Source organism: Arthrobacter sp. B2060 (assembly GCF_059090445.1).
In genome coordinates this window covers 50,633-70,342 of record NZ_JBNHFR010000005.1, presented here as the reverse complement: position 1 = coordinate 70,342, position 19,710 = coordinate 50,633, and the positions used below count along the sequence as shown (strand labels likewise).

General features: G+C 66.3%; 19 protein-coding genes and 1 tRNA gene. 12 read left to right on the top strand and 8 right to left on the bottom strand.

From position 1 onward, the window contains the following. Positions 1-82: 82 nt before the first annotated feature. Complete coding sequence (locus tag AC5RUM_RS10785) at positions 83-1,141, top strand: nitronate monooxygenase (RefSeq protein WP_494034922.1); 1,059 nt, start codon at positions 83-85, stop codon at positions 1,139-1,141. A 9-nt stretch (positions 1,142-1,150) separates the two neighbouring features. On the opposite strand, the gene AC5RUM_RS10780 is transcribed toward AC5RUM_RS10785, so the two are convergent. Further along, positions 1,151-2,164: a LysR family transcriptional regulator gene (locus tag AC5RUM_RS10780; RefSeq protein WP_494034921.1), complete on the bottom strand. Its 1,014-nt coding sequence runs from the start codon at positions 2,162-2,164 to the stop codon at positions 1,151-1,153. Between the two features lie 115 nt (positions 2,165-2,279). Here AC5RUM_RS10780 and AC5RUM_RS10775 point away from each other — a divergent pair, with 115 nt between their 5' ends. Next, positions 2,280-3,563: an MFS transporter gene (locus AC5RUM_RS10775; RefSeq protein WP_494034920.1), complete on the top strand. Its 1,284-nt coding sequence runs from the start codon at positions 2,280-2,282 to the stop codon at positions 3,561-3,563. Here the strand turns inward: AC5RUM_RS10775 and AC5RUM_RS10770 are convergent. Further along, positions 3,560-4,723: a trans-sulfuration enzyme family protein gene (locus AC5RUM_RS10770; protein WP_494034919.1), complete on the bottom strand. Its 1,164-nt coding sequence runs from the start codon at positions 4,721-4,723 to the stop codon at positions 3,560-3,562. The genes AC5RUM_RS10775 and AC5RUM_RS10770 overlap by 4 nt on opposite strands. A 133-nt stretch (positions 4,724-4,856) precedes the next feature. On the opposite strand from AC5RUM_RS10770, the gene AC5RUM_RS10765 reads away from it, so the two are divergent. After that, positions 4,857-5,369, top strand: a complete 513-nt coding sequence (locus tag AC5RUM_RS10765) for an Lrp/AsnC family transcriptional regulator (RefSeq protein WP_494034918.1) — start codon at positions 4,857-4,859, stop codon at positions 5,367-5,369. Between the two features lie 35 nt (positions 5,370-5,404). Here the strand turns inward: AC5RUM_RS10765 and AC5RUM_RS10760 are convergent, their stop codons facing one another. Continuing rightward, complete coding sequence (locus AC5RUM_RS10760; protein WP_494034917.1) at positions 5,405-6,643, bottom strand: MFS transporter; 1,239 nt, start codon at positions 6,641-6,643, stop codon at positions 5,405-5,407. A gap of 142 nt (positions 6,644-6,785) precedes the next feature. Here AC5RUM_RS10760 and AC5RUM_RS10755 point away from each other — a divergent pair, with 142 nt between their 5' ends. The 4 genes from AC5RUM_RS10755 to zapE are packed head-to-tail and all read left to right on the top strand — an operon-like array spanning position 6,786 to position 9,307. After that, positions 6,786-7,313, top strand: a complete 528-nt coding sequence (locus AC5RUM_RS10755) for an Lrp/AsnC family transcriptional regulator (protein WP_494034916.1) — start codon at positions 6,786-6,788, stop codon at positions 7,311-7,313. A 9-nt stretch (positions 7,314-7,322) separates the two neighbouring features. Then, on the top strand, positions 7,323-7,748 hold the full coding sequence (locus AC5RUM_RS10750) for a DUF1761 domain-containing protein (RefSeq protein WP_494034915.1): 426 nt from the start codon (positions 7,323-7,325) through the stop codon (positions 7,746-7,748). Between the two features lie 25 nt (positions 7,749-7,773). Next, positions 7,774-8,769: a magnesium/cobalt transporter CorA gene (gene corA / locus AC5RUM_RS10745; RefSeq protein WP_494034914.1), complete on the top strand. Its 996-nt coding sequence runs from the start codon at positions 7,774-7,776 to the stop codon at positions 8,767-8,769. Positions 8,770-8,773: 4 nt separating this feature from the next. Further along, complete coding sequence (gene zapE / locus AC5RUM_RS10740; protein WP_494034913.1) at positions 8,774-9,307, top strand: AFG1/ZapE family ATPase; 534 nt, start codon at positions 8,774-8,776, stop codon at positions 9,305-9,307. A gap of 28 nt (positions 9,308-9,335) precedes the next feature. On the opposite strand, the gene AC5RUM_RS10735 is transcribed toward zapE, so the two are convergent. Further along, positions 9,336-11,351 (bottom strand): glycogen debranching N-terminal domain-containing protein, encoded by a 2,016-nt coding sequence (locus AC5RUM_RS10735; protein ID WP_494034912.1) that lies wholly within the window; start codon positions 11,349-11,351, stop codon positions 9,336-9,338. Positions 11,352-11,533: 182 nt separating this feature from the next. Between AC5RUM_RS10735 and AC5RUM_RS10730 the strand changes: the two genes are divergently transcribed. From AC5RUM_RS10730 to AC5RUM_RS10710, 5 genes are all read left to right on the top strand, one after another. Continuing rightward, on the top strand, positions 11,534-12,595 hold the full coding sequence (locus tag AC5RUM_RS10730) for a LacI family DNA-binding transcriptional regulator (RefSeq protein ID WP_494034911.1): 1,062 nt from the start codon (positions 11,534-11,536) through the stop codon (positions 12,593-12,595). A 477-nt stretch (positions 12,596-13,072) separates the two neighbouring features. After that, the gene (locus tag AC5RUM_RS10725) at positions 13,073-13,282 is read left to right on the top strand and encodes a hypothetical protein (RefSeq protein WP_494034910.1); all 210 of its coding nucleotides are present in this window, start codon (positions 13,073-13,075) and stop codon (positions 13,280-13,282) included. Positions 13,283-13,753: 471 nt separating this feature from the next. After that, entirely contained in the window at positions 13,754-14,953 is a 1,200-nt protein-coding gene (locus AC5RUM_RS10720) for a pyridoxal phosphate-dependent aminotransferase (RefSeq protein ID WP_494034909.1), read from the top strand. Further along, positions 14,950-15,909 carry a 2-hydroxyacid dehydrogenase gene (locus AC5RUM_RS10715; protein ID WP_494034908.1) on the top strand — a complete coding sequence of 320 codons (960 nt, stop codon included), beginning with the start codon at positions 14,950-14,952 and terminating at the stop codon, positions 15,907-15,909. Before AC5RUM_RS10720 ends, AC5RUM_RS10715 begins: the two co-directional genes overlap by 4 nt. Before the next feature lie 450 nt (positions 15,910-16,359). Next, positions 16,360-16,722, top strand: coding sequence for a hypothetical protein (locus AC5RUM_RS10710; RefSeq protein ID WP_494034907.1), 363 nt, complete (start codon positions 16,360-16,362; stop codon positions 16,720-16,722). A gap of 323 nt (positions 16,723-17,045) precedes the next feature. On the opposite strand, the gene AC5RUM_RS10705 is transcribed toward AC5RUM_RS10710, so the two are convergent. The 4 genes from AC5RUM_RS10705 to AC5RUM_RS10690 all read right to left on the bottom strand — a co-directional run bounded on the left by AC5RUM_RS10705 (position 17,046) and on the right by AC5RUM_RS10690 (position 19,704). Further along, positions 17,046-17,118, bottom strand: a tRNA-Ala gene (locus AC5RUM_RS10705). A gap of 46 nt (positions 17,119-17,164) precedes the next feature. Then, entirely contained in the window at positions 17,165-17,965 is an 801-nt protein-coding gene (locus AC5RUM_RS10700) for an SDR family oxidoreductase (protein ID WP_494034906.1), read from the bottom strand. 32 nt (positions 17,966-17,997) lie between these two features. Next, positions 17,998-18,972 (bottom strand): hypothetical protein, encoded by a 975-nt coding sequence (locus AC5RUM_RS10695; RefSeq protein ID WP_494034905.1) that lies wholly within the window; start codon positions 18,970-18,972, stop codon positions 17,998-18,000. A gap of 111 nt (positions 18,973-19,083) precedes the next feature. Next, the gene (locus tag AC5RUM_RS10690) at positions 19,084-19,704 is read right to left on the bottom strand and encodes a GNAT family N-acetyltransferase (RefSeq protein WP_494034904.1); all 621 of its coding nucleotides are present in this window, start codon (positions 19,702-19,704) and stop codon (positions 19,084-19,086) included. Positions 19,705-19,710 lie beyond the last annotated feature (6 nt).

Sequence of the window (19,710 nt, the reverse complement as noted above, 5' to 3'; positions counted from 1 at the left end):
GGCAGGAACAGCCGGGGCATCGGATAGGTTGTCAGAGTCAGTCACCCCACCAGACTACTGAAGTGCATCAAAGGAGCGAGCAATGTCCACAGGTCTGTTTGGCACCCGGGTCATCGCAGCGCCCATGGCCGGAGGAACGTCGACCACCCGCTTCGTTGAGGCTGTTCACCACTCGGGCGGCCTTGGTTTTCTCGCCGCCGGCTATAAGACCGTCGGCGCGATGAGGGATGAGGTGCAGGCCGCCAAAGCGGCCGGCATCAGGTTCGGGATGAACGTCTTTGTGCCGGATATGCGGCAGCTGCAGCCGTCCGCCGAGGCCTTGGCCGGCCTGGAACGGTATCGCCAGAGTCTGCTCAGGGACGCGTCCCGCTATGGCGTCGATGTTCCGCCGCTGACCGTGGATGACGATGATGCCTGGCAGGGCAAGATTGAGGAACTCCTGCTCGATCCGGTGGAGCTGGTCAGTTTCACCTTCGGCCTGCCAGGGGCGGACGTGGTGGGGAAGCTCCGCCGGGCGGGTTCAATGGTGTTGGCCACAGTTACGAACAGCGCCGAGGCAGGATTCGCCGCGGAACGCGGTGTGGACGCCCTCGTCGTGCAGCACGGCAGCGCGGGCGCGCACAGCGGCGCGTTCCTGGCCGCCGAAGCGCCGGCCGTCGGCCGGCCCGGTTCCCCCTCCGGCGCCCCGTCCACGACGGCGGAGCTGGTGCGGGAGGTGCGCGCCGCCGTCGGCCTTCCGCTGATAGCGGCCGGAGCGTTGTCCGACGCAGCCGCGGTGCAGTCGGTGCTCGCTGCCGGAGCCGAGGCGGCACAGGTGGGGACTGCCCTGCTGCGTACAGAGGAAAGCGGCGCCCGCCAGCTGCACAAGGATGCCCTGGGCTCAGACCGGTTCACGGAGACGCGGCCGACCCGGGCCTTCACCGGACGCTACGCCCGCGCCCTGGTCAACGAGTTCGTGCGGGACCATGACGACGCACCGCAAGGCTACCCGGCCATCCACCACCTCACGGCGCCCATTCGCGCCGCTGCGGCCGCCGCAGGGGACGCCGACCGCCTCAACCTGTGGGCGGGGACGGGATGGAGGTCGGCCCGCACCGGACCCGTCGCCGAGGTGATGGGGGGTCTCCTCGCCGGGGGCTGAGCCGTCCGGTCAGCTCCCGGAGCGCGCACGGACCAGGCCGGCCAGCAGCGCAGGTCCTTCCCCCAGCACGAGTTCGCGGAAAAGACGCACCGGCTCCGGTTCCGGCCCGCTGCGCTCACGCCACGCCAGGCCGATCTCCCGATAGGCCAGTGCCGACTCCAGCGGCACCTCCACCCACCCCAGATCCCCGCTGCGCGCGGCCCCGGCAGGCTGTGGGTTGGCGCCGGCCGGATGTGGGCTGGCGCCGGGGGGCTGTGGGCTGGCGCCGGGCGGCAGGATGCTCACTCCCAGGCCCGCCGAAACCAGGCCACGGACGGTATGGGAGTCCTGGCTCTCAAAGGCGATCCGGGGCCGGAACCCGGCCTCCCGGAACAGTGCGTCGGTGAGGGACCGGAGCCCATATCCTGGCCCCAGCGCAACGAACGGCTCCCCTTTGATGTCTGCCAGGGCGGCGGAGCGGCGTCCTGCGATCCGGTGTGCGTGATGCACCACGAGCCGCAGTGGTTCCCGGTAGAGGGCGGCCGATCCGATGGTCCGGCTGGCCGCCGCCACGGGGGCAGTCAGTGCAAGGTCGGCCGCGCCGGACGCCAACTCCGCAAGGCAGGTGTCCCTCGCTCCCTGGCTGAGCTGGAACTCGGTCTGCGGGTGGCGGTGCCGGAAGGCGCCGATCAGCAGCGGCAGCGTGGCCTCCCCGAACGTGTGCTGGAAGGCCACGGCAACCCGGCCACGGACCACCTCGGATTCATGGCGCACCAGGTCAAGGCCGGCGCGGAACTCCGCGAGCGCGGACTCGATGTAGGGCAGAAGCGCCTTGGCCGCCGGCGAGAGGCGGACGCCCCGGCCCTCACGGATGAGCAGTTCCGTGCCCACCACGGCACTGGCGCGGGCCAGCGCCCGGCTCACCGTCGACTGCGGAACACCCAGGAGTTCGGCAGTTTCCGTGATGTGCTGTGTGCGCCCCAGCTCAGCGAGCAGCGGCAGGATGGGCAGCAGCTGAACGAGCTGCCGATGCTCGATGTCCATTGATTCCCCGCCATTCCCTGCTGCCGCAGATACGGACGCTTTCCATCCATCAATGCATGATTCACTGCTGAATCATGCATTGGATACTAAATTACGGCAGTCCTACGCTGAAAGCATGCCAACGCCCGCCGTTCCCGGCTCCCACAGCCAGCCAGGCCCCGGCCTTCCCTGCTCCCGACCTCCTGAGGAGACGGGATGGGAGGGTCATGCGAAGGGATCGGCCGCCTACGGCAAGATCCTCGCGGGCCTGGCTTTCGCGGGCGTGGCGACTTTTGCTCAGCTCTACTCCACCCAGGCTGTGCTGCCCCTGATGTCCTCGGAACTCAAGGTCACGGCAGCCGAGGCAGCGCTGACCATTTCGCTGGCAACGGTGGGACTCGCCGTCACCGTCATCCCGTGGTCGTTCCTGGCCGACAGGATCGGACGTGTCAGGGCGATGACCTGGGGCATCTCGGCCGCCACCGTGCTGGGGCTGCTGGTTCCGCTCGCCACCTCGTTTCCTTTGCTGCTGGGACTCAGGATGCTCGAAGGCATGGCATTGGGCGGCATCCCCGCCATCGCCATTGCCTACCTGAACGAGGAGATCAACAAGGCGCATGCCGCAATGGCCGCCGGGAGTTACGTAGCCGGGACCACCCTGGGTGGACTGGCCGGACGGCTGGTGGCCGGGCCGGTGGGCGAACTCTGGGGCTGGCGTGCCGCCGCCCTCGCCGTCTCCATTCTCGCAACACTTGCGGCCGTGTTGTTCCTGGTGCTGGTACCGAGGGCCAGGGGGTTCAAACCCTCCCCGGCGAAGGGCCTTCGCGGCGCACTCCGGACACTGGGCTGCCATGTCCGCAATGCACGCCTGCTGGCCCTCTACATCCAGGCCTTCCTGCTCATGGGAGGCTTCGTTGCCGTTTACAACTACCTCGGTTTCCGGCTCTCCGGCGCACCGTTCAGCCTGCCGGCCACACTGATCAGCCTGATCTTCCTGGCCTATCTGTCCGGGACGGTGACCTCCAGATGGGCAGGCGGCCTCACCCAGCGGTTTGGCCGGCGGACCGTGTTGCTGGCGGGCATCCTGCTGATGACGGCCGGCCTCGCGCTCACGCTCACCCACCTGCTGGCGCTGATCCTGGTGGGGCTCCTTGTGTTTACGGGCGGGTTCTTCGCCGCGCACAGCATCGGGGCAGGCTGGACGGGCACCATCGCCTCCACGGGGAGGGCACAGGCCGCGTCGCTGTACAACCTCGCCTACTACCTTGGATCCAGTGTGATCGGCTGGGCGGGCGGCCTGGTGTTCCAGTCGCTGGGCTGGACGGCGCTCGCCGTCACCGTGATCGTGCTGGGATGCACGACGGCGGTGATCGCCGCCGTCGTGCATCCCGCCGGGGCGGAGGTTCCCCGTCGAGGTTAGAAAGTCCCCTCGATGGCCTGGACGAGGTCTCCAAGAATGTCCGTGGCGTCTTCCAGCCCCACTGAAACCCTGAGGAGGCTGGCATGCGGCTTCGCTTCAGCTGCCACCGGGCGGTGGGTGAGGCCGGCAGGATGCTGAATCAGGGTGTCCACTCCGCCGAGGGACACGGCATGGGTGATCATCCGGACGGCGGCCGGGACGCGCTCAGCGTGTTCTGCGCTGCGCAGTTCAAAAGCGATCAGGGAACCCGGCCCCGCCATCTGCGTGCCGACCAGCCCGTGCGGGTCGCATTCCGGAAGGCCCGGGTAGCGGACCGTTCGCACCAGTTCATGTCCGGCCAGTCCGGCGGCCACCTTGTGGGCGGTGGACTGCTGGGCCCGGACCCGGACGGGAAGGGTGGCAAGTCCGCGGTGGAGGAGGTAGGCCGGCCAGGGCGTGAGGATACCGCCCGTGATGGCCCGAACCTGCCGCAGACGGACGGCCCACTGCGGCGACGCCGCCACCACCCCACCCATCGCGTCGCTGTGGCCGCCCATAAACTTGGTCGCGCTGTGCAGCACGAGGGCGGCTCCGTGGTCCAGCGGCCGCTGCAGCACCGGGGTGGCAAAAGTGTTGTCCACGAGGACGGGAACGCCGTCCGCGGCCGCCACGAGAAGGGCTATGTCCACGAGGTCCAGGCTGGGGTTGGCAGGGGTTTCGACGACGACCAGTCCCGTGTCCGGCCGGAGCGCGGCGTGGACGCCATCCGGCGCCGTGAAGGTCACCTCGGTTCCCAGCACACCCGATGCGAGCACGTGGTCGCTGCCGCCATAGAGCGGCCGGACCGCCACGACGTGCTTCTTGCCTCCGGCCACTGCCGCAAGGAGCACGGCGCTCAGGGCCGCCATTCCTGTAGCGAAGGCCACCGCTTCCGGCGCCCCTTCCAGCACGGCAACGCCGGCTTCGAACCGCGCCACGGTGGGGTTCCAGAGCCGCTGGTAGACGGTGCTTTGCCCCTCCAGGCGGGGGCCGCCACTCGCCATCTGCTCGTAGGCGAGGCCGCCGTCCTCCACCGAGGGCAGCGGTGCCGTTGTGGAAAGGTCGACGGGGAGTGCGTGGACACCCTGGCCGGTGAGCCCGTCGCGGCCGGCATGGACTGCCATCGAGTCTCGAGAAAGCATGATGCTCCTTGTGAATTATTCGCCATTGAACGCCGCAAGTATCTGGCAAATATTCGGAGATCGACAGGTCAAATGAATGTTATGGGCGGAAAGTCGCGACTATGATGAATGGAGAACACCCCAAGGAGGATCCGTGAGCACCAACGCGAAGAATATTCGGCCCATGTCCGGACATGCCGAGCCGCTGGATGCGATCGACGAGCGGCTGCTGGCGGCGCTCGTCGACGACGCCCGGATCTCCAACAAGCAGCTTGCAGAACTCGTTGGCATCGCCCCTTCCACGGCACTGATGCGCACCCGCGCCCTGTCCGAACGCGGCATCATTCAGGGTTTCGAAGCCAAACTGAGCCTCTCGGCCATCGGACGCTCCGTCCAAGCGCTCATTGCCGTGCGGCTCCGCGCCCACGACCGCGAGCAGATCGACCGGTTCACTTCCCGCGTTCCCAAGCTGCCTGCGGTGCTGTCCACTTTCCATACCTCCGGCTCAGTGGACTACCTGCTGCACATCGCGGTGGCCACCACCGAAGACCTCCGGGACTGGGTGCTCGACAACCTGGCTACGGACCCGGTGGTGGGCCACACCGAAACCACGCTGGTGTTCGAGCACATGCCGGGCAACCACGGGCCGTTGCACGAGCAGGACTGACTGCGGCTGCCGCTCAAGGCGGGGCTGCGGTCCGCTCAGGCGGACCGCAGCGACCGGCGCAGCGCCACCATCGCGAGCGCCCCGGCGGCGATGCCACAAAGCACGAGGAATCCGGTAGCCGTCCCCTCAAGTCCATACACCGCTGCCGCTAGGCCCAGTCCGATCACCGGGACGGCGCTCCCCAGGTACGTGATCACATAGACCGTGCTGATGATCTGCGCATGGCGGGAGGCTTCCACCTTGCCAGCCACATCGTTGAAGGCGGTGCGGAACGCGATGCCCTGCCCGACGCCGGCGGCCAGGCTGGCAGCGACCAGCAGCCAGGGGCTGGAGTAGGCTGCGGCCGCGGCGATCAGGGTCATAGAGATGCCCAGCAGCGCCAGCCCGGCGGGAACGGCGAACCGGCTGCGGACACCAATGAGCTGGCTCAGGGCCGAGGCAGCAAGAGTAAGGCCGGCGAGGACCCCGATGAGCGGCCTGGAATCGACGCCTACGATCGGTGCGAAGTAGCCCGGAGCCAGGGACAGGCAGAAACCAAAGACGGTGAAGCTCAGGAACCCGACGGCGGCGGCCAGCCAGAAGGCGCCCCGTGCCGCGTGCGATACCGAGGGCCGCCGGGGCGCCAATGCCCTGAGCGGCCGCGGACCGTGGGCCGGCTGGATGGCCGGACGGGCGCGGAGCAGGTACAGCGGCACCAGAAGTGCCGCCAGGACCATCGAGTGGATGACGTAGGGCGTGGACGTGGGGTGGGGCAGCAGCGAGAGCACTCCCCCGATGGCCGGGCCGGCCGCCACCCCGCCGGCGGACGCCAGCAGGGTGAAGCGCGAGGCCCATTCCGGCCGCTCGGGAAGCAGCTCCCTGAGGGCGGCCGAGCTGGCGCCGGTAGCCAGGGCCACCGCGATCCCCTGCAGCGCGCGCCCCGCCGACAGCACGGCAAGGCTCTCCGCGTGGGCGAAAACGAAACCGCCCGCCAAGCCCGCCAGCACGGCCAGGAGCAGCGCCGCGCGCCGCCCAATGTGGTCCGACCAGTGGCCCGCGACCATGAGTGTGGACATGAGCGCCAGGACATAGGCCGAGAATGCCAGCGACACGTCAAGAGAGGTGAGGCCCAGCTCCGCCTGCAGCAATGGGTACAGGGGCGTCGCGAGATTGGCCCCCACCAGGAGCGTGAAGATCACCACGCCCGCCATTGCCAGCCGCGCGGTGTTGGAAGCGTCCCAACCCCTGCTGCCGGCCGTCGCCGGCCGCATCCGAAGTTCGCTGAAGACGGTCATGCCCGTACCCTTGCCTGCCCGGCAGCCCCCGCTCCTTGTGGGAGCTTCGACTGCAGATGAAGATTGATACCTCCAGAATGGGCCAGGTGTGACCAAGGAGGTTCTGTTTCGTGGAAATATTGATCAAAACAGTCAATCCTCGATGCCAGACGTGAACCGGAGTGATCATTTGAACAGCCTGGACCCCACCGACCTCCGCATCCTGCTGGAACTGGTCCGTGATCCGCGGATCCAGATCGGCGAACTGAGCGAGAAACTCGGGATCGCCAGGAACACGGCGCAGTCTCGCATGCGCCGGATGCTGCGTTCCGGCGTCCTCCGCGATGGCGGCCGGGAAATCGACCTGGAGTCGGTGGGGTACGACGTCGTGGCTTTCGTGACGATCGAAGTGACCCACCGCGAGCTCGACGGCGTCGTGGGCGCCTTGCGCCTTCTCCCCCAGGTCCTGGAGGTGCACGAGATTTCCGGGCGGGGCGACGTGTGGTGCCGGGTGGTGGCCACCGATACGCATAACCTGCAGGCCGCCCTCCGCTCAATCCTCCGGATCAAGGGAGTCATCCGGACGGAAACCGTGCTTGCGCTCCACACGCACATCCCGTACCGGACGGAGCCGCTCATCAGCCGGCTGGTGCAGGGCGCGTCAGTCCAGGCACCTGCCCGTGGGGAATAGGATTCAAAGATGGATTGGCTCTCGTACATCTCCCAGCTCAACTGGCTCGCCGTGCTGCTTGCCTTTATCGCCAGCATGGCCATCGGCTTCGTCTGGTACCTTCCGGCGGTGTTGGGCACGCGCTGGATGGAGGCCATCGGCAAGACGGAAGAGGACCTGAAGAACGCGGAGGGCGGTGCCGGGATCTGGTTGCCCATGATGGTCTATGCCGCGCTGACGGCCATCCTGCTCGCAGCGCTGATTGCCAGGCTGGGCATCGACAACGCGCTGGCCGGCGGCCTGTTTGCCCTGGTCCTGGCTGTGGTGTTCCGCGCCGGAGGCCATGTCATCCACAACGGCTTCGCCGGACGCGGGACAGCCGTGACCCTGATCGATTCCGGCCACGACGTGCTCGCCATGACCGCAGCCGGCGTCATCATCGGCGCGATGTCCTGAACGGCCACGCAGGGAACCGCACACCGTGACCATCATCGACAACGCCGTCTACGTTGACGGGATCCGCAGCGCCGAACCGGGAAACCTCGAGCAGACCTTCGAGACGCTGGCCGAGCACGGGGGCATGGCCTGGATTGGGCTCTACCGGCCGACCGAATCCGAAATGGCTGCCGTGGCCGCGGAATTCGGGCTGCATGAACTCGCCGTCGAGGACGCCATTTCAGCCCACCAGCGGCCCAAGCTGGAGCGCTACGGCGACAACCTGTTCACCGTGCTGAGGCCTGCCCGCTACCTCGACGACACCGAGACCGTGGAGTTCGGAGAACTGCACATCTTCACGGGCAGGAACTTCGTGGTGACAGTGCGGCACGCCGAGATGTCCGGGGTGGGGCAGGTCCGGCGCCGTCTGGAGTCGCGGCCCGACCTGCTTCGCCACGGTCCCGAGGCCGTGCTCTATGCCCTGCTGGACAAGGTGGTGGATGACTACGCGCCGGTGGTTGCCGGACTGGAAAACGACATCGACGAGATCGAGGACCAGCTGTTCTCCGGCGACTCCACCGTGTCCCGCCGCATCTATGAACTGGCCCGCGAGGTCATCCAGTTCCAGCGTGCCATCCATCCCCTGCCGGGAATGATGCAGCAGCTGAAGCGCGGCTTCGAAAAGTACGTCGTGGACACCGACCTGCAGCACAGCCTGCGGGACGTGGAGGACCATGTGGAGCGGGTCATATCCCGGGCAAACTCCTTCCGCGACCTCCTGCAGAACGCGCTCACCCTGGACGGCACGCTGACCGCCAACCGGCAGAATGAGGCCAGCGCGCAACAGAACGAACAGGTCAAGAAAATCTCCTCCTGGGCCGCCATCTTCTTCGCCCCGTCCTTCGTGGCAGGTGTGTACGGGATGAACTTCGACCACATGCCCGAGCTGCACTGGTCCTTCGGGTATCCCATGTCCATCGGGCTGATGGCGGGCACGGCGGTCCTGATGTACGTCATCTTCAAACGCAAGGGCTGGCTGTAGGGGCATGTCCAGGTTCGAGCGCGGCATCATCATCACGCCGGGCACCGACCGGCAGCTGGGCGCCTATGGCCTCTTTCGACCGGCGGCCTCCCAGCAGCGGGTCCTGGAACTGCCGTCACACACCCTGACGGTGAAGAGCGCCGATCCCGATCTCCTCTGGGTGGGGTTCGACGCACTGTGCGGCGGTCAGCTCGGGCAGGCCGACTACTTGACACTGGCGGGCATGTTCCCTGCCTGGGTGGTCGACGGCGTCCCGCCCCCGGGCGTGGAGCCCGCAGGGCACGCCGCCGCCGGTGCCGCCGCCCGTGCCGCGGCGGCGTGGCTCCGGTTCCTCCACGTGCTGGACATGCTCCGCGACCGGGACATCATGCTCGTTCTCATCAGCCGGAGCCCCCTCGATTGGGACGCCGCGTCACGGCCCGCTGTGCCGCCGTCGCCGGACGCTGCCGCGCTCGCCGGGATTGCGGACAGGCTTGCAGTGCTGCGCCGGGTCGAATCGGACGAGCAACTGCAGGACGAACAAACCAGCGGCTGCTGAGGCGGCGCTGGACTGCGTCAGCGCCGACTCAGCGCGCCGACACCAACAGCCCGTCGCGGGCGCTTGCCGTCCCGCCGGCCGGCCCTGGACCGTCCGGCCCTGGACCGTCCGGCTTTGGACCCAGGGCGGCGGCGATCACGACGGAGCTCGCCGAGGCCCACGCCTGTGGGCGGCAGCTGGCCGGGAACGGCACCGGAACACGCATGGTGTCCGAGCCGTGGCCGCCGAACAGCTCCGGCAGCCGCCAGTCATTGGCCTCCGCCACCTTCAGCAGCCCCGACGCCAGCTCTGCCGCCTCATCGGGGAAGCCGTCGGCCAGCATGCCGCTGATAATCAGGGCGGTGTCGTGGCTCCAGACGGCTCCGGCGTGGTAGCGGGTGGGCCAGTAGCCGCCGTTGGTGGTGGACAGCGTGCGCACGCCGTAACCCGAGAACATGGTCGGATCCATGATGCGTCTGACCACGATCTCCTGCTCCTTCTCGTTGAGGATCCCCGTACCCAGCAGGTGCCCCATATTGGACGTGACGCCGTCGACCGCTTTTTTGTCCGCGTCGAGCGCCAGCGCGGGATAAAGACCCAGCTCATCCTCACACCAGAACTGCGAACGGAACCTCTCCGCCATTCCTGCCGCGTAGTCCCGCCATTCCTGGGCGCCGGGGCGCCCGAACGCATCCAGGAGCTCAGCCCCGACCGTAGCTGCCTCAAAGGCATAGGCCTGCACTTCGGCCAACGCGATGGGACCCGTTGCCAATGAGCCGTCGTGCCACCGGATTGCGTCACCGGAATCCTTCCAGCCCTGGTTGACGAGCCCGTGCCCTGAGGTGTCGAGGTATTCCAGGAAGCCGTCCCCGTCCAGGTCGCCGTGATCCCGAAGCCATTCGAGGGCGTCCAGGAGGTTGGGAAGCAGCTCTTCAACCTCGGCGTCGGGCATTCCGGCCTTCCAGGCGTCGTGAAGGAGGCAGATCCAGAGCGGTGTGGCGTCGATTGTGCCGTAATAGACCGGCGGCAGCCGCAGGGCCTGGCCGCTCTCGGCCATGGTCAGGACTGTCCGCCGGACTTCGTGCAGGATTTTTCCGGGCTGCACCGCGGCGGTGTGGTCCGTTTCGGTTCCCTGCCGTCCGGCCAGCGCCCGCAGGGTGCCGCGGGCGATGGCCGTGTTGATCGGCAGCAGCATCCGGGCGGCAATGATGGAATCCCGGCCGAACATGGTGAAAAACCATGGCGCACCGGCGGCAAGGAAGGTGTCATCCGGGTGCGAGGAATGGGCGAGCCGCAGGCTGTTGAGATCGCTGGTTGAGCGCTGCAGGAGGTTCCTGAGGCGCGGATCCGCGAACATCGGGGCCTCGATGGGCGAGCCCTTGCCGGCGAGCATCGGCGAATCAGCGTCAGTCAGGTCCACGGCCCACTCGAGGACGACGGCGGCTCCTGGCTGCACCTCCACCGCCCAGTCGATGGTGACCGTGGTTCCCTTAAAGCCGACGGAGCCCGGCCCCGTCCCGCCGCTGGACCCCGTGGTGAGGCGCAGCTCCGTATCGGCGTCACGCCAGGCCCATGTGCAGGCAGCAGGCACAACCGGCCGGTGGGAGCGTTCTCCCTGCTTGATCTGCTCCATGGTGGTGTTGTCGGCAGCCAGGGTCAGGCGGACGTTGAGGGTGACGGGCTCGCGGAACGCCGACTCAATCGTCAGGGTCTCTGCCACGCGGCCGGTGCATCCGGTTAGGGATTCGCTGTCCTCTCCCGGCCGGATCCTGCCCGATTCAGCAGTGCGGGTCCGCACTAGCGAGAGCAGCGGGTCAGCCACCTCAGCGTCAGCACGGACGAAGTAGATGTAGTCAGTCTCCTTGGACGAGCGCAGCTGGGTTGATACCCACTCTGGCTCGCGGCCGTCCACGGTCAGCACAGCCCCGTTCAGCACGCGGTCATCGCCGCAGTAGATTCCCTGGGCACCCGCCCCGCGGATCTGCCCATGGGCGTCTGCCCATGCCTGGATCGGGGCGCTGAAGACGCCGGAAAGGTTATGCAGGTACGGCTGCTCAGAGGCCACGGAAAACTCCTCGAATTTAGGTGGGGCGGAGACCGGAAGAGTGCTGCGGAAATAGTGCTGCCAAATCAACGGAGCACGTTCCAGCAGGAATTTGATCGATCAAATTTATGGCGTTAAGATCGTCTCACAACAACCGTCAGAAGGAAAAGCCCCGCAGATCCTTCCCGCACTGAGGAGCATTCGTGGCCCGGCCCACCCTCGCAAGCCTTGCCGCTGAGCTAGGCGTGTCGAGGCAGACCATCTCCAACGTGCTCAACGCCCCGCACCGGGTGAAGCCGGCAACTCTGGAACGCGTCCGGGCGGCCATCGAAGCCGCCGGTTACCGGCCCAGCGCAGCAGCCCGGCAATTGCGAACCCGGCGCTCCATGAATCTCGGCATGAGGCTGATGCCGGTGACGGACGGTATTAACGGCTCCATCCTCGACCGCTTTCTGCATGCCCTCACCGAGGCTGCCCAGGGCGCGGGGTACCGGCTGACTCTCTTCTGCGCCGACTCGCACGAGGATGAAGTCCTCCAGTACGGGGAACTGCTCCATGTCGCGGGAATCGACGGCTTCATCCTCACTTCCAGCAGCCGCGACGACGTCCGCACGAAATGGCTGCAGGACAACGGCACGCCATTCGCCGTCTTTGGGCGGCCGTGGGAGGACGCTTCGGCGCAGCATCCGTGGGTGGACATTGACGGGGCGGCCGGCACTGCGGAAGCCGTCACCATACTCGCCGGGCAGGGCCACACCCGCATCGCGTTCCTGGGCTGGAAGGACGGCGGCCCGGTGGGAGATGACCGCCAGTCCGGGTGGGAGCGGGCCATGGGGGGTTTGGGCCACCGCGAGGATGGTTCCGGGCTCTGCATATCAGCCACCGACACTGTAGCCGGAGGCATTTCCGGCGGCCGGGAACTCATCGAGAGAGGCGCGACGGCGATTGTCTGCGCGAGCGACTCGCTGGCGATCGGGGCCGCGGAAATTCTTCGCGAGCTCCGCCCGGAACAGTTCCTGCCCGGGCAGCCCGCCGGCCCGGGACTCCGGGCTGCAGTGGTGGGGTTTGATGACACTCCCGTGGCCGCGGCGTTGGGTCTGTCCAGCGTGGCCCAGCCGGTGGAGGACGCCGCCCGGCACATCGTGCGCCTGCTGACATTCGAACTGGCGGACCTGCCCGGAGAGGGCATCGCCCCCGAGCAGCATGTGCTGCTTGCGCCCCACGTCGTAGAAAGGGTTCCCTTGCCGCTGGCGGCTCCGCACTGAGGCCCGCTCCGCATTTCCCAAGCATGCGGCTGTATCATCCGTCTACCGTTGCCGTAACGGGTCTCGAAGATCTACGGCTCCGGTAGGTGGCCCGCTCTGGTTCACGGGGAATGAGCGGGCCACCGCCCCCGCGTGCCCTACAGCGCCCGCCCCGCGTTGCTTCGTAGCCTGAACGGCGCCCGGCGGGCGCGCCTATGCTGCCCTGGCCCGGCGGCATGTAAAGTCTCGACAAAACACCTGACCGGAATGGGGACCGATGAGGCTTGAGGGCTGGCACGTTATGGTGCTGTTGTCGACGGTAGTTATGGCAGCGGCCGTCGTCGTTGCGGCCACACTCCTGGTCATGTGGACTGTGCGCAGGGCCAGGAACCGCAATACGGAGGATGGCCCGGCGGGGAATCCATAAGCCGGCTTTGATGTCTGGCGCTTTCGGTCCCCTACGGTAAGACTGGTCCGGGACGTGAAGGGAGACCCCGCATGGAACCTGGCATTCACTTCGCTGCGTCCACCTGCATGGTTCTCGCGGTAACGTGCTTCGCCGTCGGTGCGCTCATCTCCCGCCACCCACGACAACTGCGGATCGGGAATGGCCAGGGGACGGCCGCCGAGCATCTTCGGTTCGCCATTCTTGCCGGGACGGCCTTCAGCCTGACCGGGGCCGTGCTCATCATCAGAACACTCACCTGACGCCATGATGATGACAAGCGTCGCGCCCCGAACCAGGCAAGAGGGCGGGCCACCTGAATCATTGGTATTGCCCCGGAGAGCCATGCGCCCAACACGGCCAGCGCACTGATTCAGGTTGTTCTCTGCCGTTTCCGGCCCGCCACGTCTGGATGGAAGGTTGAACCTGAGGAGTTAAGGGGTTTTGAACCCTTGACTTCTTCGATGAGAACTCAGGATAACGCCGGTTCGCGCATTTTTCACTGAATCCTGTTCAGACCAGCCCGGATACGCGGAGCAAGGTTCTTGGCGCCTCGAACTGATCGACAGGTGATCAGCCATTGCTTCATGCTCCGCTCGACAGGTCCCGATTTCGCGACGATGGTTCCTTCAGAATTCGTAGGCATATTAGATTGCCCGAGTTGATATATTAGTCCTATACTGGGACCTGAACTGCACGGAACCGATCGTAAACTCGATGAGGAGTGGAACAGCATGCAGCAACTCGCGCACCGGCTCGAACGGCTGGGCACCGAAACCGCCTTCAGCGTCGCGCAAGCCGCGGCCGCCTGGAAGGCCAAGGGGAACATGGTCTACCCCTTCCACCTGGGCGACATCAACATCCCCACTGCCCCCAACATCGTGGAAGCGATGAACAAGGCGATCGCCGACGGCTACACGGGCTACTGCCCCGGCCCCGGCATTCCACAGCTTCGTGAAGCACTCGCCGACGACATCGGCTCGCGCCGCGGGATAGAGTTCTCCCCCGACAACGTGGTCGTGATGACCGGTGGCAAGCCCGTCATTACCAAGTTCCTGCAGGCGGTCATGAACCCCGGCCAGGAAGTGCTCTATCCGAACCCCGGCTTCCCGATCTACGAGTCGCAGATCGAGTACCTCGGCGGCACGGCCGTGCCGTACCGCTACGTGCCCACGAGCACGGGCTTCGCGATCGACCTCGAGCAGATCCGTTCGTCGATCACCCCAAACACGGTCGCAATCATCTACAACGACCTGCAGAACCCCATTTCAGCCGAGTCGACTGCAGCCGAACGCGAGGCCATCGCACAGCTCGCGATAGAACACGACCTCTGGGTACTCTCCGACGAGGCGTACTTCGAGACTCGCTATGAGGGAGTCTCGAGCTCGATCACATCAATTCCCGGCATGGCCGAGCGTACCGTCATCCTCTACACGTTCAGCAAGAAGTTCGCCATGACCGGCTCACGCCTCGGCTGCGCCGTCGCCCCGCGCGAGATCGCCCAGGTGCTCAGCACGCTAAACACAAATGATGAGTCCTGCACGACGCACTACGTGCAGTGGGCCGGCGTCGAAGCGCTCCGCGGCCCCCAGGATTCTGTGCAGCAGATGCTTGACGTCCTGCAGAAGCGTCGGGACACCGCATGCGAGCTCGTGAATTCCATCCCCGGCATGCACGTCGCCGTCCCGCAGTCGACCTTCTACCTGTTCCCCGACGTCACCGAGGCCATGGAGCGTATGGGGTATACGGCAGTCGGTGACTTCGCCTCTGATGCCCTGTACAAGACGGGCGTCTCCTTCTGCACGCGCGAGCACTTCGGCCGCCGCCTGCCCGGCGAGGAACGGCAGTACATCCGGCTCGCCTACTCGGGCATTGAGGTGCCAGACATCCTCGACGGCCTCGGACGCCTGCGCCAGTGGATCGAGACGGCATGAGCCGGGTCGTCGTCACAGGACGCATTCCTGACGCCGCACTCGAAAAGCTTCGTGCCGAGCACGAGGTCGATGCATGGACCGGTCCGGAGTCGATTGGCCGCGAGGAGCTCCTGCGCCGCGTGGCCGGCGCCGATGCGATCCTGAGCCTGCTTACCGAACGCGTCGACGGCGAGTTGCTCGACGCCGCGGGCCCCCAGCTCAAGGTCGTCTCCAATGTCGCCGTCGGCTATGACAACATCGACGTGCCGGCCTGCACCGCGCGGGGCATCGTCGCCACCAACACACCCGGCGTGCTCACCGAGGCTACGGCCGACATCGCGTTCGGGCTCATCCTCATGGCAACCCGCCGGCTGGGTGAGGGCGAACGGCTAATCCGCGCCGGACAGCCGTGGAAGTGGGGCATGTTCTTCCTGCTTGGCAGCAGCCTGCAGGGCAAGACGCTCGGCGTCGTCGGCATGGGCGGCATCGGACAGGCGACGGCACGCCGGGCGAAGGCCTTCGGCATGGACATCGTCTACCAGTCGCGCAGCGAGATCGACCCCGCGATCGGCGCGGAACTGGGCGCCCGCCGGGTCGATCTTGACGAGCTCCTGACTGTTTCCGATGTCATTTCGCTGCACTGCCCTTACGGACCGGCAACGCACCATTTGATCGGCGCGGAGCAGCTTTCAGCAATGAAGAGCTCCACGTACCTCGTCAACACGGCACGCGGACCGATCGTCGACGAGGCGGCCCTCGCCGCCGCGCTGCGCGAGGGCGTCATCGCCGGGGCCGGGCTGGACGTCTTCGAGAAAGAGCCGCAGGTCCACCCCGAGTTGCTGGACCTGGAGAATGTGGCACTCGTGCCGCACCTCGGCTCGGCCACCGTGGAGACGCGCACCGCTATGGCGGTACTCGCCGCAGACAACACGCTCGCCGTGCTCCGCGGCGAGCAGCCGCCCACTCCGATCGGTTAGTCAACGACACGACCCACGCAGAAACGAGTACGAGCCCCGTCCCGAAGGACGGGGCTCGTACTCGTTTATGTTCTTCACGCCGGCTTCAGGTGCCTGCTCAAACCACGAATGATGGCCCCTCGCCTCCGAGGAGGCGGTGACGGCGGCAGGGGACGACGAGGGCGGCCCAGCCGTCCGCGCGACCGTTGCCGCCCTCGACCGGGTGGGAAGCCAGGAACCTTACCTCGACCGGGACGAATCCCCTATGGCTGGGTTCAAGGAGTCGGAATACGCCTCGGTCCGATACCTGGAAGTCGGTCATAACCGGTCCCTGGGACAATATATTGGTAGCCAGCCAAAGGTCTGAACCCTGGCGACGTGGTCAGAATCAACGTGAAGTAGGAAACATGATTGAAGTTGAATTCAACCTGTTTACGGATTTTAACCAGTTCGTCGTTTTTGACTCCTCTCGTGCCAATTGGGGCAACGATCTCCTGGACTGATCAGGAACTCGAGGCCATGTTCATCCAGGGCGATGGGTATATCACCGTAGGCACGAGACGCAGGTTCTCCGCTCCTGTCACAGTCCGGGTTCTCGAAGGCGATGCTCCCGCCGTCAAGGCGGACAAAACTCAGCGAGGAACCCTTTCCATCCCCAGCGGAGTGCTTGAAGTCTCTGGAGTTTCGGATAACGGGCTCAGCGGCGGGAAGCTGACGGTAGAACCGGGAGAGTACAGCGTAAGGGTTGACTACCTGAACCTGGACTCCTTGGATGAGGACGAAATCGAAGGCGACGACCGGTACATTGTCACCTTGCAGCTACTTAACTCCTGATTCCGCTGCTGGTTAGCTGATTAGCTATGGGCCCGGCTGGCCATCGTCTGCTGCTGAACCGTCGGGGTCCCGAGAACCAGCCGTCGGTACCCACGCGGCAAGTGAGTGGCGGACCAAGCCGGCGAGGACAATGAGGCCGTCGAGCAGCTTCGCGATGCGCCGGTACTGGCCGTTGCGCTGCTCGGGAGTGGTGGATGAATCCTGAATGATGTCCAGGCGACACGAGCAGGAACTGGGCGATGCCGGAACTGACTCGGAACTCCGCGAGCCAGAAAGTCGGGCCCTTTCGGGGGACCCGAAGAGGCACAATCCCCTACGAATTGTGGAGCTAAGGGGATTCGAACCCCTGACCTCTTCGATGCGAACGAAGCGCTCTACCAACTGAGCTATAACCCCGGGGACGCTGCCCTCTGGGAGGAACCGCAACGCCGGTTTCCCTAGGCTACAAATTTTCCGGCCGGTTTGCCAACCAGGCCCCGAATGTCATCCTGCCGTAGGGCTCTCCGGGGGCCAGGTTGCGGCCCGCGCGCAGGAACTTTCCCATCGGGCCAGGCAGCGGCAGCGTGACTATCAGCCCGTTTGAACCTGTCGCCTGCTTCCACGTGTGCGCCATGGCCGCCATATCCGTGACGTCGGGGCCCCCGATTGTCCAGAGCCGGTCGCTCTCCTCTGACGGCGCCTCCAGTGCCGCTTCAAGCAAAGCGGCAGCAACCTCGTCAGGTGCGATCGTTTGGAACCGCGCCCCACGGATCGCCGGAACCAGCCCTACTTGGGCCCCCGCGGCGAAGATCCCGGCCAGGAGGCTGTGGAATTGCGTGGCACGCACGATCACGGTCTCCAGCTCCGAGCGTGCGTATACCCGTTCCTTGTCCGCTTTCGACCGATAGTAGCCATAGGTGCTTTGATCGCAGTTCACGATGGACAGCAGGACCGCTTTCGGCACTCCGGCCTCCAGGGCTGCGCCGAGCAGAATCGCGCCGCCGGCGGCAAACTGCTTGAGCGCCTTGCCGGTTTGCCCCTCCAGGCAGTCAATGACGACGTCGGCCCCCGCCAGCGCATCCGGCAGGCCTTCGCCGGTGGTGGCGTCCCCCCGGAAGTATGTGGCTCCGTCGTGCTGCCCGTGAGCACCCTCCTTAGGCGGGTTCCGGCTGAGAACCGCGACTGCGTGCCCTTGGCTCAGGGCCTGGCGCACAACTTCCCGGCCAATCTGGCCCGTACCTCCGGCAACGCAGATGCGGCTCATGCTTCGCAGCTACACTCGGGCGTCAAAAGAGGCTACGCGCGGCGGCGCTGCAGGACGTCGTCGAGGTTGCTAAGGGCGCTCTGCGCCTTGCCCTGCGGGCGCCCGGCGTTCGGCGAAGCGACAGCTGGCGCGGCCGCAGTGCCCTGTTTGAGCGACGGCTTGCCGGCGGCTTTGGGGGCCTCCGGAAGGTCGAGCGGTTCGGGGGCAGGGCGTTCCGCCTTGGCGGCCTCGACATAGGTGGGCTTGGGGACCTGGACAGGCTCCCAGCTGGCGGATTCCTCTTTTGCCGGGGCGGCAGCATCCTGCGTCGTCGATGCCAAGCCGCTCCTGTCACCCGCCGCGAGAGCCACCGCCAAGGCGGCCTCACGCAGTTCGACGGCGGTCAGCGGCTTAGGCTGGGAGGCTGCGGCTTCGGCGTCGAAAAGGGTGCTTTCGCGAAGTGTGGCCGTTTCCTCAGCGGCCTCTGGAACGGCAGGATGGGCCGCGGGGCGGGGACGATTCGCAGGCGCACCCATGGCCGCTGAGAAGGCAGCGTTTACCTTCCTGCGGCGGTCACGCACGGCGAGCCTGCGGAGAAGAACGACGGAGGCGGCACCAGCCAGAAATGACAGAGACGGAAGCCAGCCGGTTCCCACTCCAAAGACCGCCAGCACTCCGGATATCAGGGCACTGGCGAAGGACAGGAGCCCGGCCAGTGCGATGGCAAGACGCCCATAGCGGATGCGGAAGGCGCCTCCGTCCTTCGCGGCGGACTTGCCGGCGGGCGTGGAGCGTGCTCCGGATGCGCTGCTCTTCCTGGTGTCCATGGGATTCTCCTGCTGGACGGTCATGCGAAGGACCGTTCCGGCTTGCGGGTTTGCAGATTCGTGGTCAACGCTCTCCATCATCAGATCGCCGGCCGCCTGAAACTGGTGGCGGCCGCTTCGGAGCAGGTACGGCGCAACCCAAACAATCCAGAGCGCGACAGCGACCACAAGGATGACTGAGCTGCTGAGAGGGAAGTCCACACACAAAACCGTATGACAATCGGCGACCTGTTGTGGCATTCGTCTCGGTGTGTCGCTCCGCGCCTCTCAAATCATTGGACTTAACGCCGATAAGTCCCCGGCGGGCCCCGCTCAGGCCGGCCTCGAACGCAGCCACCTGTTGAGAAGTCCTTCCGGAACTTCCTCAGCCGTCAGGGCAAAAGTCCGGTGGTCCGCCCACTCCCCATTGATGTGCAGGAACCGTGGCCGGTAGCCCTCGTCCCGGAATCCGAGCTTTTCCACGACCCGCAGGCTGGGTCGGTTTTCCGGGCGGATGTTGATTTCCATCCGGTGCAGGCCCAAGGACTGAAAGCAATGGTCGGTGGCCATGGCGACGGCCGTCGGCGCGATCCCCTGGCCTGCCCGCGCCTCATCCACCCAGTAGCCCAGAGTGGCCATCATGGCAGAGCCCCAAATAATGGAGGACACCGTTAACTGGCCCACGATGACAGGATCCCGGAACCCCGGTGTCCACGCAGTAATGAGGAAAGGGAGGGCCGTGCCCTGGGCTGCCTGGGCGTTCAGCGACCGCACCATTTGCCGATAGTCGGGAAGGGCTCCGCCCGGGGCCGGATTGGAAGCCTCCCACGGGGCCAGCCAGTCGCTGTTGCGCGACCGGACCGCAGTCCATTCCTTGCGGTCCCGGTATCTGATGGGACGCAGGACGATGTCACCACACTCCAGTGTGACCGGCCAGATGTGGCTGACCCTCATGGGGAA